Here is a 13,554-nt window from a genome sequence, read left to right as displayed (position 1 = left end):
ACAATAAATTACAGATTTAAAAAACAAAAAAACGCCAAATTACTTTGGCGTTTTTTATTTCTTTATTCACATATTTTATTCAGCAGAAACGATATGTCCCAGGGCTTTCCCCATTTCCACTACAGAATTGGCTTTGAATTCAGCATCCCACTGCATTTTATTTTCTTCAAACAAAACAATCGCGGTTGAACCCAAATAAAAACGTCCTAATTCTGCACCTTTTTCAAGGAATAATTGGTGCTGATTCAGCTCCAAACGCCCTGATGGTTTCACTTTGCCTGTCGCCACGGTTTCAATGCCCGCCACAATCATGGCACCCACCAAAACAACCGCCATACGACCCAATTCGGTATCAAACAAACACACCATGCGCTCATTGCGGGCAAATAAACCCGGAATATTTTCGGCTGTGGTTTGATTGACAGAAAACAACTCACCTGGCACATATAAAGTTTCGGTGAGTGTGCCTGCAAAAGGCATGTGTACACGGTGATAATCGCGCGGAGATAAATACACGGTTGCAAATTGACCATTTTTAAATGGTTCAGCCAATTGCGGGTCGGCAATTAAGTTTTCAACAGTAAATTGCTGACCTTTGGCCTGAAAAATTGCCCCATCTTCAATTTTACCCAACTGTGAAATCGCCCCATCTGCAGGCGATACAATGCTGTTCGGATTGCTGTCAATTTCCCGCACACCCTGCTTTAAAGAACGGGTAAAAAATTCATTAAAAGATTTATATTTCAAGGCATTGCTTTGTTCTGCCAAAGACATATCAATGCCGTATTGCGCCTTGAATGCAGTGATCACCGCATTTTTGAGCACAGGATGCTCACTGGCTGCAAGTTTACCCACAACACGTGATAATTGATGTTGTGGCACAACGCGTTGTGCCTGAATGAAAATTTGTTTTTTTAAACGTGATGTGAGGCTCAAGACGGCAACTCTCCAGTAATAACAGGACTGTCAGGGCGGTTGCCCCATTCACTCCACGCACCATCATAGGCCTGAATTTTCCAACCCAATAAACGCCCTAAAATGTAGGCCAAACCTGAACGGTGATGTGACTGACAATACACCACTACAGGTTCGTTTAAATTGAATCCGAGTTGTTCCAGACGCTGTCGTGTGCGTTCTAAGGGATGCAATTTTAAATGATTTTCACGATTAAGGGCAGTACTCCATTCAAAATGCAATGCCCCAGGAATGTGACCGCCGCGTCGTGCAGCCAAACGCAGCCCTGTATATTCATCTATGGTGCGGCAATCCCAAAGTTGCACCGACTGGTTTTGGCACTTTTCTAATAGCTCATCATATTGAATTCGATACTGATTTTGCTCGGCAACAGGAACAAGCATGCTGACGGGTGTTAGCGGTTCAACCCCAGAAGTAGTTGGAAAACCTGCTGCCAACCATGCGTGAATCCCACCATTTAGTAAACTGGTATTTTCAAAGCCTAAACAGTGTAAATTCCAAATCAGACGCCCTGCCCATGCGCCACCTTCATCGTCATAGGCGACCACATGATGCTCAGGGGAAATACTCAAATACTGAATCAAGTCTTGTAAAGCCTCGGGTTCAGGCAATAAACCCGATGTATCTTCATCCTGACGTAGCAACATGCTCGGTTTGACCTGTAAAGCATGCGGAAGATGCAATTGCTCGTACACCGAATTGCGGCTCAAATCGACAATGCGCAATTTTTCATGCCCTAAAAAGGGAACTAAATCTTCTGCTTCAATCAGCAGTCCAAAATTGAATGGAGAAGTGCTCATTTTTATGCGGTTCAGTCTGTTTGGCAATCAACTTTAACTTAGTATAGGTCATTTTTGATAGCATGCTGTTTTTTTCATAACTTTCGCAGAATTTTAACAATCACATGCTTTAATCTAGAAAAAAACCGAAGATTTTCTTCGGTTTTTTCAATGTGCTCAGGTTTTAAACAGGCGTTTGTATTTCAAAAACTTGGCGTAAATATGCCAAGAAGGTGTCATTATCGGTCATGGTTTTACCCGGACTATCGGACAATTTCGCCACCGACTGACCATTACATTCCACCAATTTCAACACAATATTTAGCGCAGTTTGCCCCATATCATTGGTTAAGTTGGTACCAATCCCAAAACTAACCTGAAAACGGTCTTTAAAATACTGATGCAAGGCCCATGCTTTTTCGACATTTAAGCCATCACTGAAGGTCAGCATTTTAGTTTTACTGTCAATTTTTAGCTTTTTATAATGTGCATAAGCTTTATCGCCCCACACATACGGGTCGCCACTGTCATGTCGCAAGCCATCAAATAACTTGGCAAAATACAAATCAAAGTCACGCAGGAAAGCATCCATCCCGACCACATCAGTCAAGGCAATGCCTAAATCACCCCGATATTCTTGCACCCAAGTTTCTAGTGCGGCTTTTTGGAAGTCACGTAAACGTACATCTAGCGCCTGAAATGCCTGTAAAAACTCATGTGCCATTGTCCCAATTGGGGTAATGCCTAATTCTTTAGCCAACAGTACATTACTAGTACCACGAAACACTTCAGGTACAGCTTGATGAAAAGCCGCAATCACGTGCTTTTGCCATGCAAAACTATAACGGCGGCGCGTACCAAAATCTGAAACCAAAAATGGTGGATCTTCAGGCAGTTGCTGCTGTTGGTAACTTTGAATCAGGGCAATTTTTTGCTGTAAACGGCGCTCACCTTCTGCCCAAACCTCATCATTACGGATGCGCTGAAAATACAGTTCATTGACAATTGCCAGGACAAAAATCTCGAACATCATGGCCTGTACCATCGGGCCTTCTACCCGAATATCCAAACGACCTTGCGCATCAATACTGGCGTGAATAAAACGACGCTTGAGCTGAAATAATTCTAAATAATCGACAAAGTCACTTTTAATAAAGCGTAAATTACGCAAATACTGCAATTCATCTTCTTTAAATTTCAACTGACACAAATGATCAAGCTGCGCATTCAACTCAGCTAAAATATCGCTCAGTGGATACGCGGTATCTTCAAGATTACGGCAGCGGAATTGATACACACTGTGCGTTTGCGGAAATTTATGCAGCACCACCTGTAACATGGTGAATTTATATAAATCAGTATCGAGCAGAGATTGAATAATGGGGGTCATAGGGATCATCATTTCGCGGTACTTCTTGCATTAAAGCATACTTTATTCAGCAAAAAAGGGCTTTTATCGACAATCTTGTTACAACTTTGCTGAAGTGTAGCCTTCCCAAGATATTTTACCTCTCTGCGGGCAGCTACCGTTGTGATGCTTTCGTGATTGATGTTAATGCACGCCAAAGTGCCTAAGTTTGCTACAATCTGCAGCCATCCCCCACACTGAGAAAATTAGTCCCCCATGCGCGCATTATTACAACGAGTTCTTGAAGCCAAAGTCGTGGTCGATGGTGAAATCACTGGCGAGATTCAACAGGGTATTTTGGTATTTTTGGGCTTAGGCAAAGACGATAATTTTGAGAAAGGCAAAAAGCTGATTGATAAAATTTTAAAATATCGTTTTTTTGATGATGAACAAGGCAAAATGGGTTGGAATGTCAGTCAGGCCAATGGCAGTGTGTTATTGGTTTCACAATTTACCCTCATGGCACAGACTCAAAAAGGTTTACGTCCTGATTTTGGCCCTGCGATGCCCCCAAACGATGCCAAAGCGCTGTATGAACAATTGGTGGACTATGCCAAAAGTCAGTTTGACAGGGTGGAAACAGGTATTTTCTCTGCCGATATGAAAGTGCATTTGGTAAATGACGGGCCTGTGACTTTTTGTTTGGAAGTCGAGTAAATCACATATAAAAAAACCTCTGTCAAAAATTGATCAGAGGTTTTTGTTTGGGTCTGAGCAGCTTATTTACCCGTTTTTTGTTTAATAAACTGGCGTGCCATTTTAATTTTTTCTTTTACAGGTTTTGGTAGTTTAGGTGGAATCAATTTCGCTGCTTGGTTAAACCACACCAATAAGCCAAAATCACCTTCCATTTTAATGCTGCCATTTTGCATGCCTGTCATAAATGCAGTTGGATCACCTTTCATTAAGGTTTTTACGCCTTGCTCGCTGTCTGCAAACTGCAAAATAAAATCGGCTTTTTCTGCATCGCCTGCCACAGTGTCAATATGTCCATTGTTGACAATAATTTGACGCGCCATACCCAAGTCTGTGCCAATTTGAATACGGAACTGGCGTTCATGCACCAACTCAATAAATTTTGGACTGGTACGTGCCAGTTGTTTCATACGCAATGCCAAACCTGCCACGAGAAGGTCAAGTGGATCGGTGCTGACATCAACCAAAGGAAGTTTGACCACAGGAATTGCAGAAAGTTTCATGACAGTGAAGCCTATTGTAATTGTTGGATAATGAACAGACTCATCCTATCACAACTCCCGCTTTTTGCTGCAAGGCTTTGTATAACAATCTTTAGGAGGGTGTTAAAATTTTGTCGCTGTTTGGATGGCGCAAACTGCCGTACAGATAAAGCAAAAAAGATGCAAACCAGTTGCATCTTTTTAAAGTTTTTGAATTTAGTCTGTACGATTTAGCGGCTTGAGCACTGCTGCTGATCGTCTTCATAGACTGGGGTATGTTCGATATAGCGACGTTTTGCCAAAGCACGCTCTGCCCGACGGTCTTCTCGTAATAATAATAAAGTCACCAAAGTCATCGCCAAGAAAATTGCCGACAAGTAACTGTAGGTAATTGGCAGTTCAAATACGCTTTGCACACTGTAGCGCACCACTTCCAATAAACCCCAAAACACCATACCTGCCAACATAAAGTTTAACCAGCGACGATAAGGCGAAAAGAAAACAGCAATCAACGCAGCTGCGACGAGGCTTAAGCCTACAATGGTCGCTAAATTCGCTGTTAGCATAAAAACCTCCGTCTAAAGATGCAGCCTCTTTTTGAATTGGTCTGCGACTTCAAATACCGTTTAAATAAATAATGGATGTCGATTTAAATTCTATGTCTGCATTATGCTGCGTTTTCTAGATAAAAAAAGACTTGTATTTTTATAAAGCGACACACCTTGTCGCAATATTATATTGTCATTACATTTTTTAAATTTTGTAGTTTTCGGGAAGCTAAGCTAGCTCTTTATTCGCGTGTCATTACAAAAAAACACCTTATTTTTTTGCCTTAAAAAATATTTTTTTCATTCAATGCTGTTGCGGCTTTTATCGACAGTTTTTGTTTACCGTTCATCGTTATCTGCTGATTATACAAACAAAAAACGCAGCATGACTGCTGCGTTTTTTTCATTGAATTGTCATATTAGGCACGGTTCAAGTCTTTGTCATGCACGCCCAATAAGTACAGCACACCATCTAAGCCCACGCTTGAAATGGCTTGATTGGCGTTTTGACGTACCAACGGTTTAGCACGGAACGCCACACCTAAACCTGCAATAGAAAGCATTGGTAAGTCGTTCGCACCATCACCCACCGCAATGGCTTGTTCCAAAGAAATCCCCATTTTGTCTGCCAGTTCACGTAGCAATAATGCCTTACGCGCACCATCCACAATGTGACCTTTTACTTCGCCTGTAACCATGCCATTTTCCACATCTAGAATGTTGGCATGCACTTCATCAATCCCCAATTTTTCCTGCAGATATTCTGCGAAATATTGGAAACCGCCCGACAAAATAGCGGTGCGATAACCCAAAGATTTCAGGGTTGAAATCAGGCGTTCAGCACCTTCGGTCACGGTCAGACGTTCGGCAATTTTAGGCAACACAGCAGCATCTAAACCTTTGAGCAATGCTACGCGCGCGCGGAAACTTTGCTGAAAATCCAGTTCACCCTGCATGGCACGTTCGGTAATGTCCGCCACCTGATCGCCCACACCTGCCTCAATCGCCAACTCATCAATCACTTCTTGTTCAATGAGCGTTGAGTCCATGTCAAAACACACCAAACGGCGGTTACGACGGTAGGCATTGTCTTCTTGTACCGCGACATCCACACTCAGTTCATTCGACAGGCTTAAACACGCAGCACGCATGGCAACTGCATCTAGCATTTGTCCACTTAATCCAAACTGAATGCAAGCACGTTTAGGTTCATCTTCGGCTACATTAAGCTGTGGGCGACCCGACAAACGGGTTACAGTTTCAATGTTAAAACCTTGGCTAGATACAATATGCGTGACCGCCTGTAAATGTGAGGCATTCAGCTCTGGTGCCAGTGCAGTCACGATATAACGGGTACGACCGCCTTCTTTGACCCATTGCTCATATTCAGTTGCAGAGATTGGTTTAAAACGCACAGTTAAGCCAATATCATGTGCTAAAATCAGAATCTCCTTCATGGCTAAAGCAGTTGCAGTCTGGTCTTCTGATGCAACAACAATACCTAAAGTCAGTTGATTATGAATAACAGCTTGGCCAACATCTAAGATTTGTAAGGAATGAGCGGACAATACCTGCATTAATCGAGTAAACTGATTAGGTTGGTCAGGTCCTAAAAATGATATAAGAATGATTTCTCGCATGAATTGACTCGGGTCTGAGCTACAACTATTGTGAGAATCATAATCTAAATTGAATATAAATGCCTTGGAAGTTTTACCTTGAATGCGCCTAGACAAGGGCTATTTGCTAGCCTATTGATTGTAAGTTTTGCTTTTCACACCTTTTTATTGGTGCTTGCAACAACACACCAATTAAATGAAAACCGCGCCAATCAGGGGCAGTTAATGACCAGCCAACTGGTCACAGACAGCCTTTCTGAGCTGGAACCTGCCAATACAGTATCACTGGCATTATTGGTGAATCGTTATGCCACCAATCCAAGCATTGCTTCTATTCGTATTTTAGATGCGCAAAATCAGGTCTTGGCGACAGGTGGACAGTCACGTACCCGTGAAGGTGAAGTCTTTGTCCGCGATGCAATCATCAATGAAAAGAAAGTCGGCAGCATTGAAATTACCTTAATTCAGCCAAGTATTGGTGAAATTCTGCGTACCCAATGGTTAGCGACACTTTTATCATTATTGGTTCATGGCTTGTTATGGTTGGCTTATCGCGCGATTGCCCGTCCAAGTCGTAGTGAATATTTAGCACGCATTAATAATGAATCTCGCCTTAAACACGAATTACAATTATTGACGCAAGCCCTTGAACAAGAAAAACATCAAACGGCTTTGGCACTTGCGCAGGCACAGCAACAGCCTAAACCTGTGATGTCGCCTAAAGCAAACAAAGCCATTGAGCAAAGCCAAGAGCAAAACAACATTGCGCTGAATATTCAGTTTTATGACCCGAAACAATTATTAGACACGGTCACACAAAGTGTGTCTGTGCCTTATTTTAGCTTATGTCAGATTTTCCTGAACAAAAGCATTGAACTGTGCGTACAACACTACAAGTTAAACCGTTCCGACATTCAAACAGTACAACCATTCCATGAAGATGGCGCAACACTCAGTATTGCAGCCAATACACCAAATGCAGCAGCCTGTATGGCCATGATTGGCACGGTGTTCCAGTTATTGTCTGAAGTGCTGTATAAGCGTTATCGTGAAGAAAAGCGTTTTGTGTTGCAAACTCGCAGTGGTTTATCAACCGCAGTCGAAGCCATGCAGTTATCTGCAGTGCAGGCAGCAGAGCGTTTGGTGCATCAATTATCTGCTCGTGAAAATGCAGTGCATTTACCGAATGAATTACTAGATGAACTGTCTACGCATTATGAATTGGTGAGTATGCCAAATCCGACCAATGTGCTGATGCGCCATGCCTTTATGGTTAATGGCATGGACAGCCAATCGGCTGAGTTGGCGCAAAGCCTGCGAACTGAAATTCTAAAAGGCAAACATTCAAGAGCTTCTTAAAATAATCCATGAGATGCCTTAAAAGCATAAAAACCTGAGTATGCACACATACTCAGGTTTTTTATACTCACAGATGCTAGATCACATCCATTTACTGCAGCCCAATTTACACATTCAACTGCTTCTGCTCGACCAAATACATTTGCGCATTGTGTACAGCAGCCTGCCCCACCACAGCAGCTTTCTGCCATTCGCCATTGGCTTGTAGCTCCCACGCATTTTGATTGTCATGCAAATAACTCAGCAAGCCATCTTCTACAATACGCTGTTTAATTTTCTCATCCAAAATAGGGAAGCAAGTTTCCACCCGTGAAAATAAGTTGCGCCCCATCCAGTCTGCGCTGGCGCAGTACAATTTTTTTGCACCACCATGCTCAAAATAATACACGCGGGTATGTTCCAAAAAGCGTCCCACAATCGAACGGACATGAATACGCTCAGACATACCTTTCACTTTTGGAATCAAACAACAAATCGAGCGGATAATTAAATCGACCTGTACCCCTGCCTGCGAAGCACGGTACAAAGCCGTAATTAACTCAGGCTCAGTCAATGCATTGACTTTAATGATAATTCGGGCAGCTTTGCCTGCTTGTGCAAACCCGATTTCTTGTTCAATCAGTTTGAGCAATTCACTGTGCAAGGTAAATGGTGCATGCAGCAAGTTTTTTAATTTTGCCGATCTGCCCATGCCTGTGAGTTCTTGAAACACCCGATGCACATCTTCACAAATATCAGGATGTGTGGTCATCAAACCATAGTCGGTGTACATACGTGCATTGCCCGCATGATAGTTGCCTGTACCCAAATGCACATAGCGCACCAACTGATCTTGCTCACGACGCACAATCAAAATCATTTTGGCATGGGTTTTATAGCCGACAATGCCATACACCACCACTGCGCCTGCCTCTTGCAAGACGTTGGCGACCATAATGTTGGATTCTTCATCAAAACGTGCGCGTAGCTCGATCACGGCAGTGACTTCTTTGCCATTACGTGCGGCTTCTGCAAGTACCTGCACAATTTCAGAATCTGGGCCACTACGATACAGCGTTTGCTTAATCGCCAACACATTTGGGTCTTTCGCCGCTTCTTTGAGTAAATTAATCACCGGCTGAAAAGAGTCAAATGGGTGATGTAGCAACACATCCTGCTTTTTCAGAATCTCAAACATCGGTTTTTGCTTCCGAAATATTTTTGGAATCACAGGTGCAAAAGGTGGATATTTCAATTCAGGTCGGTCAAAACTACTGGTCAGACGCGACAGGTTAATCGGCCCGCTAATCCGATATAATTGCTGCTCATCTAAATCAAACTCTCTGAGCAAATAATCAATAATATCTTGCGGGCAATCATCTTCAATTTCTAAACGTACCGCACGCCCAAAACGACGTGACGATAATTCATCTTTTAAGGCAACTGCCAAATCATCGACATCTTCGGCCAAAATCAGGTCGGCATTGCGGGTCACTCGAAACGCATAGCAACCTGTGGCTTTCATGCCTGGGAACAGATCATTGATATGCTGCTGAATAATCGCAGTCAAGAAAATATGTTCAGTCGCACTACCTGCCACTTCTTTTGGCAAATTGATTAAACGTGGCAAAGAGCGTGGCGCAGGCACAATCGCCATTTCAATTTCACGTCCAAAAGCATCTTTGCCTTGTAAACTGACAATAAAGTTCAGACTTTTATTGACCAAACGCGGAAATGGATGCGATGGGTCTAGGCTAATTGGCGTTAAAACAGGCTGTACCTGACGGGCAAAATAATCGGCAATCCACGCTTTATGTTTATCCACAATGTCATGGTATTGAATAAAGTGAATCCCTAAACTTTGCAGCTGCGGCAAAATGGCATAATTTAAAGTGTCGTATTGCTGCTTCACCGCCTGATGCACTTTATCAGACAGTTCTACCAAGACCTGTTCAGTCGGAATGGCATCTGGGGTACGGGTAATGGCATTCAAATCGAGTTGCTTCATTAAACCTGCAACGCGAATTTCAAAAAACTCATCTAAATTACGTGAAAAAATAATTAAAAAATTGAGTCGCTCTAAAATAGGTAACTCTGGGTCTAAAGCTTGCGCCAAGACCCGACGGTTAAACTCAATTAAAGAGAGTTCACGATTAAAATAAGTATCAGATGAATGCTGAAAGTGTTCCATATCTTCTCTATGCTGTTTTTAAGACAGTCTGCTTATTTCGCCTCTGTGCAAGGCATGGTAGGTAGAGATTATGACAATCATGTTACACCCACAATCAATCGCAGAACATTTCGTCAAAATTGAGTATATGTAAAAAATTGATTTTTATTTATTTTATTTTACATTTAATCTATTTTTATAGAAAAAAGGAAGATTTCGCCCTTCCCTTTCGCGGCCAGTTCGTTATCTAGTTTTAGCCAAGTAAGTGCTGACTTTGTACTCGCTGTACTCCTTGTGCCAACATCTGTTGCCATGCTTGTTCTAAAGAGCCATTTAAATCAATCGCTTTGGTGGCATCTTCAATCACATAGGTGCTAAAACCCAACTCACAGGCATCTATTGCCGTCCACGCCACACAAAAGTCGGTGGCAATGCCCACAATATAAACCGTATCAATTTCACGGGCTTTTAAATAGGCCGCCAAGCCTGTGGTGGTTTTGCGGTCTGCTTCCATAAAGGCAGAATAACTGTCTATTTGCTCGTGAAAACCTTTGCGTATAATCAATTGTGCTGTAGGCAAATCTAGATCTGGGTGTAATTCAGCATCAGCTGTGCCTTGCACACAATGCACAGGCCACAACACTTGCTCGCCATAACTGAGCTGAATCTGCTCATAGTCCTGTTTGCCTGCATGGTTGGCAGCAAAGGACACATGCGTTGCAGGATGCCAGTCTTGGGTGATCACAATGTTCTGAAACACACGTCCCAACGCATTAATGCAGGGAATAATTTGATCGGCATTTGCAACCGCCAAATTACCTCCTGGACAAAAACCATTTTGCACATCAACCACAATCAAGGCATTATTCAGCTGCTGCATGCTGTTTCCTTTCCCATCTTAAACGCTACCCTCAGCATAGCTGAAATTTAAGTCTGAGTTGTATCGCTTTGATAAAAATAAAAAGAATCGTTTTCGGCACAATGTTGATAGTTCGGTAGCTGTAACAATAATTGCCGTACAAAACGTGGATAGATTTTGGCTTTGCGTGCAGTCGCGGCATGAAAATAAAAATAAGGCAGTGGATGCCGAGTTAAATAATTGACCAAATGCTGTCGGGTTAAACGCATCACCTGAAAGGCATCAATACCTGCGTTGACATCTTCATAAGTAGCTTGATCGGCAAATGCCAGCCACGCGTTTTGTTTTGGAGAAGTCCGTGTTGCTCGAAAATGGCGTTTCAGTTCTAAAATAAATTCATATTCAATCAGATACAGCGAAAACTGCTGTTGATCCAACTGAAATTCTGCAATCAATTTTTTCTGCTTCAAATGATACTCTTATATTTACTGTTTTTTAGGACTTATTATACCCTGCTTGCGTCATTGTCACCCAGTAGAACAGGCAGCTTTGCGACAGTACTTGTCACACTTCATTCGAGCATTTTTTCTCAAAAATCAGCGATCAACATACAAAAAAATAGCCTGCAGGTGCAGGCTATTTGGTCTTTCAACTGTTCTCATCCTTTTAAACAGTTTGAATACGACGTACCAATAACAACATGAAAATGGCTGAAATAATAATACATGGAATGGCTGCTGAAATAACCCCAGCCGCACCAAAGCCTGCTGCCAACAACTGACCTGCAATAGCAGGGCCAAGCATTGCGCCTACACGACCAACAGCAGAGGCAACACCGACCCCAGTACCACGTACTTCGGTTGGGTAGACAATACTACCAAAAGCATATAACACGCCCTGACAGCCAATCACAAAAGCACCGACCAAAGCTGAAGCCATATACATTTGCATGAGTGAACCCGCTGCATTTAGAGCAAATAAACCTGCCAAAATACCACCATACATCAATAAAATCACGTAGGCTTTTTTCCAACGGTCGGTCAGCATACCCAAAATTACAGTACCGACTGTCGCACTCACCATGAAATAGAACTGTGCAGTACTGCCTTCTTTACGCGAGAAACCTAATTCCATAAATAAAGATGGTAACCAGCTCAACATGATGTAAACCACCATCAAGGTAAAGAAGTAACTCACCCAAATAAATAAGGTACGCAATAAGTTTTGTGAATTAAACAAATCTTTAAAAGATGCTTTTGGCGCAGCATTTTGTGCTGTGACATCTTTACCTGCCGCTTGTGCTTTTAAGAATTCACGTGATTCTGGCAATAACCACATCATCAATGGAATGACAATAAATGGCAGCAAACCACCCAAATAGAAAATGTTTTTCCAGTTTGAGCCAAAATCTGTACTGGCAATTAAAGATAAAATGGCTGCACCCACAGGCATACCACAATACATCAAGCCCACAGCACGACCACGGTTTTGTGGCGAAACAGCTTCAGATGCCAAAGTAATTAAAATTGGCATGGCTGCCCCTAAACCCGCACCTGCCAAGAAGCGCACCGCCAATAGACTTTCAAAGCTATTCACCCACACCGTACATAAGGTAAATAAAGCAAAGACTGCTGTAGACCAGATTAATACTTTTTTACGACCAATACGGTCTGCAAAACGTCCGCCAACCAAAGCACCTGGCAATAAACCTAAAATACCCGCACTAAAAAATACCCCAAGCTGCGAGCTGTCTAAACCAAAATGCTCACGGATACCTGCCGCAGCAATACCTGCTGCCTGAATATCCAGACCTTCAATCACTGCAATTAAAAAGCAGATCGCGACGGTAATAACCGCATGCCGCTGATCGCTATGTTGTGTTGATCTATCCATTGGGTCCCTCTACTAGAATTAGATAGCCATGTGAAAGCCTGCATCTTGCGCAGTTTTAAACTGCAGCAATAGCTATCAATAAGTGTTAGACCAAAGTGAATTTTTTCAGATCAGCGCAAACGTGTTGCGAAGCATGTAGAAAAAAACATAGCGAAAAAAACAATAAATCTGGCAAATTACACGCTATTTTCCCGCTTAAAGCAGTAAATTCAGCGCAAGATTTCTCACCATTTAAGAAGTCAGCGACAACATAGGTAGACTTAAAAGCTATTATTCTTAAGAATCAAAAATCAAAATATCCCGATTAAAACAGTCAGATATAAGAGCTATAAGGTCTGAATTGAGCGTTTTTTTATATAAATATCTAGGGTCTGTTGACAATTCATCTATGTTTGCGACGTGAGAGATATATCTCGCAAGATTTTTTAGCTGATATAAGGCATGAGACAGGAAATTTAGTCATTCTAAATGACTGGCACATAACGCAATAGCAGCAAAAAATATGCTCGCCCTGAAAGGCTGTGGCTAAAACTTTCTCAGATTGCGTTATGAAACTTGGCAATAGTCTCGCTATTCCCTGCGTTTCATGCCTGATCTGCTCAGTTTTAGCCTACAGCGCAAGCCATTTATGAAATGTCAACAGACCCTATATTCAGCGTTGTATTTCAAACTTGAGGCTAAAAAAGTGCTGATGAGGGTTGCGCCATACCAATGAAAATTTGGGTACAAAGGAGATGGTTATTATTTTTTTATTTTGAACAACAAGCTGCTGATCCTAAAATACTAA

Annotated in this window: 12 protein-coding genes; 2 read left to right on the top strand and 10 right to left on the bottom strand. The window is 42.2% G+C overall.

What is annotated here, in order from left to right; genetic code table 11:
• Positions 1–75: 75 nt before the first annotated feature.
• The 3 genes from asd to pncB all read right to left on the bottom strand — a co-directional run bounded on the left by asd (position 76) and on the right by pncB (position 3,144).
• Positions 76–936 (bottom strand): archaetidylserine decarboxylase, encoded by an 861-nt coding sequence (gene asd / locus FTV28_RS09445; RefSeq protein WP_096901498.1) that lies wholly within the window; start codon positions 934–936, stop codon positions 76–78.
• Positions 933–1,775, bottom strand: a complete 843-nt coding sequence (locus tag FTV28_RS09440; RefSeq protein WP_179990223.1) for a sulfurtransferase — start codon at positions 1,773–1,775, stop codon at positions 933–935. Before FTV28_RS09440 ends, asd begins: the two co-directional genes overlap by 4 nt.
• A gap of 163 nt (positions 1,776–1,938) precedes the next feature.
• Complete coding sequence (gene pncB / locus FTV28_RS09435; RefSeq protein WP_131261228.1) at positions 1,939–3,144, bottom strand: nicotinate phosphoribosyltransferase; 1,206 nt, start codon at positions 3,142–3,144, stop codon at positions 1,939–1,941.
• Positions 3,145–3,378: 234 nt separating this feature from the next.
• On the opposite strand from pncB, the gene dtd reads away from it, so the two are divergent.
• Positions 3,379–3,819 carry a D-aminoacyl-tRNA deacylase gene (dtd, locus tag FTV28_RS09430; RefSeq protein WP_004974142.1) on the top strand — a complete coding sequence of 147 codons (441 nt, stop codon included), beginning with the start codon at positions 3,379–3,381 and terminating at the stop codon, positions 3,817–3,819.
• 62 nt (positions 3,820–3,881) lie between these two features.
• Here the strand turns inward: dtd and FTV28_RS09425 are convergent, their stop codons facing one another.
• From FTV28_RS09425 to serB, 3 genes are all read right to left on the bottom strand, one after another.
• Positions 3,882–4,361, bottom strand: a complete 480-nt coding sequence (locus FTV28_RS09425; protein ID WP_004974140.1) for a hypothetical protein — start codon at positions 4,359–4,361, stop codon at positions 3,882–3,884.
• 209 nt (positions 4,362–4,570) lie between these two features.
• Positions 4,571–4,906, bottom strand: a complete 336-nt coding sequence (gene aciT / locus FTV28_RS09420) for a ciprofloxacin tolerance protein AciT (RefSeq protein ID WP_004974137.1) — start codon at positions 4,904–4,906, stop codon at positions 4,571–4,573.
• 401 nt (positions 4,907–5,307) lie between these two features.
• Positions 5,308–6,528, bottom strand: coding sequence for a phosphoserine phosphatase SerB (gene serB, locus FTV28_RS09415; RefSeq protein ID WP_004974136.1), 1,221 nt, complete (start codon positions 6,526–6,528; stop codon positions 5,308–5,310).
• Positions 6,529–6,606: 78 nt separating this feature from the next.
• Between serB and FTV28_RS09410 the strand changes: the two genes are divergently transcribed.
• Complete coding sequence (locus FTV28_RS09410) at positions 6,607–7,866, top strand: hypothetical protein (protein ID WP_004974135.1); 1,260 nt, start codon at positions 6,607–6,609, stop codon at positions 7,864–7,866.
• A 106-nt stretch (positions 7,867–7,972) separates the two neighbouring features.
• Here the strand turns inward: FTV28_RS09410 and ppk1 are convergent, their stop codons facing one another.
• From ppk1 to mhpT, 4 genes are all read right to left on the bottom strand, one after another.
• Complete coding sequence (ppk1, locus tag FTV28_RS09405; protein WP_131261229.1) at positions 7,973–10,036, bottom strand: polyphosphate kinase 1; 2,064 nt, start codon at positions 10,034–10,036, stop codon at positions 7,973–7,975.
• A 232-nt stretch (positions 10,037–10,268) separates the two neighbouring features.
• Positions 10,269–10,895 carry a bifunctional nicotinamidase/pyrazinamidase gene (pncA, locus tag FTV28_RS09400; protein WP_104852749.1) on the bottom strand — a complete coding sequence of 209 codons (627 nt, stop codon included), beginning with the start codon at positions 10,893–10,895 and terminating at the stop codon, positions 10,269–10,271.
• Positions 10,896–10,942: 47 nt separating this feature from the next.
• On the bottom strand, positions 10,943–11,344 hold the full coding sequence (locus FTV28_RS09395) for a hypothetical protein (RefSeq protein WP_131261230.1): 402 nt from the start codon (positions 11,342–11,344) through the stop codon (positions 10,943–10,945).
• Positions 11,345–11,540: 196 nt separating this feature from the next.
• Positions 11,541–12,767, bottom strand: coding sequence for a 3-(3-hydroxy-phenyl)propionate transporter MhpT (gene mhpT / locus FTV28_RS09390; RefSeq protein WP_131261231.1), 1,227 nt, complete (start codon positions 12,765–12,767; stop codon positions 11,541–11,543).
• Positions 12,768–13,554 lie beyond the last annotated feature (787 nt).

It is taken from the genome of Acinetobacter sp. YH12252, from assembly GCF_013417365.1.
Taxonomy (GTDB): Bacteria; Pseudomonadota; Gammaproteobacteria; order Pseudomonadales; family Moraxellaceae; genus Acinetobacter; species Acinetobacter towneri.
Note: the sequence above shows the minus strand (reverse complement) of the source record. Positions and strands in the feature narration are given on the sequence as shown.

What these genes read in the sequence shown, in the direction of transcription:
- FTV28_RS09440 (WP_179990223.1), bottom strand. Translation starts at nt 1,775, where the DNA reads ATGAGCACTTCTCCATTCAATTTTGGACTGCTGATTGAAGCAGAAGAT.
- pncB (WP_131261228.1), bottom strand. Translation starts at nt 3,144, where the DNA reads ATGACCCCCATTATTCAATCTCTGCTCGATACTGATTTATATAAATTC.
- dtd (WP_004974142.1), top strand. Translation starts at nt 3,379, where the DNA reads ATGCGCGCATTATTACAACGAGTTCTTGAAGCCAAAGTCGTGGTCGAT.
- FTV28_RS09425 (WP_004974140.1), bottom strand. Translation starts at nt 4,361, where the DNA reads ATGAAACTTTCTGCAATTCCTGTGGTCAAACTTCCTTTGGTTGATGTC.
- aciT (WP_004974137.1), bottom strand. Translation starts at nt 4,906, where the DNA reads ATGCTAACAGCGAATTTAGCGACCATTGTAGGCTTAAGCCTCGTCGCA.
- serB (WP_004974136.1), bottom strand. Translation starts at nt 6,528, where the DNA reads ATGCGAGAAATCATTCTTATATCATTTTTAGGACCTGACCAACCTAAT.
- ppk1 (WP_131261229.1), bottom strand. Translation starts at nt 10,036, where the DNA reads ATGGAACACTTTCAGCATTCATCTGATACTTATTTTAATCGTGAACTC.
- pncA (WP_104852749.1), bottom strand. Translation starts at nt 10,895, where the DNA reads ATGCAGCAGCTGAATAATGCCTTGATTGTGGTTGATGTGCAAAATGGT.
- mhpT (WP_131261231.1), bottom strand. Translation starts at nt 12,767, where the DNA reads ATGGATAGATCAACACAACATAGCGATCAGCGGCATGCGGTTATTACC.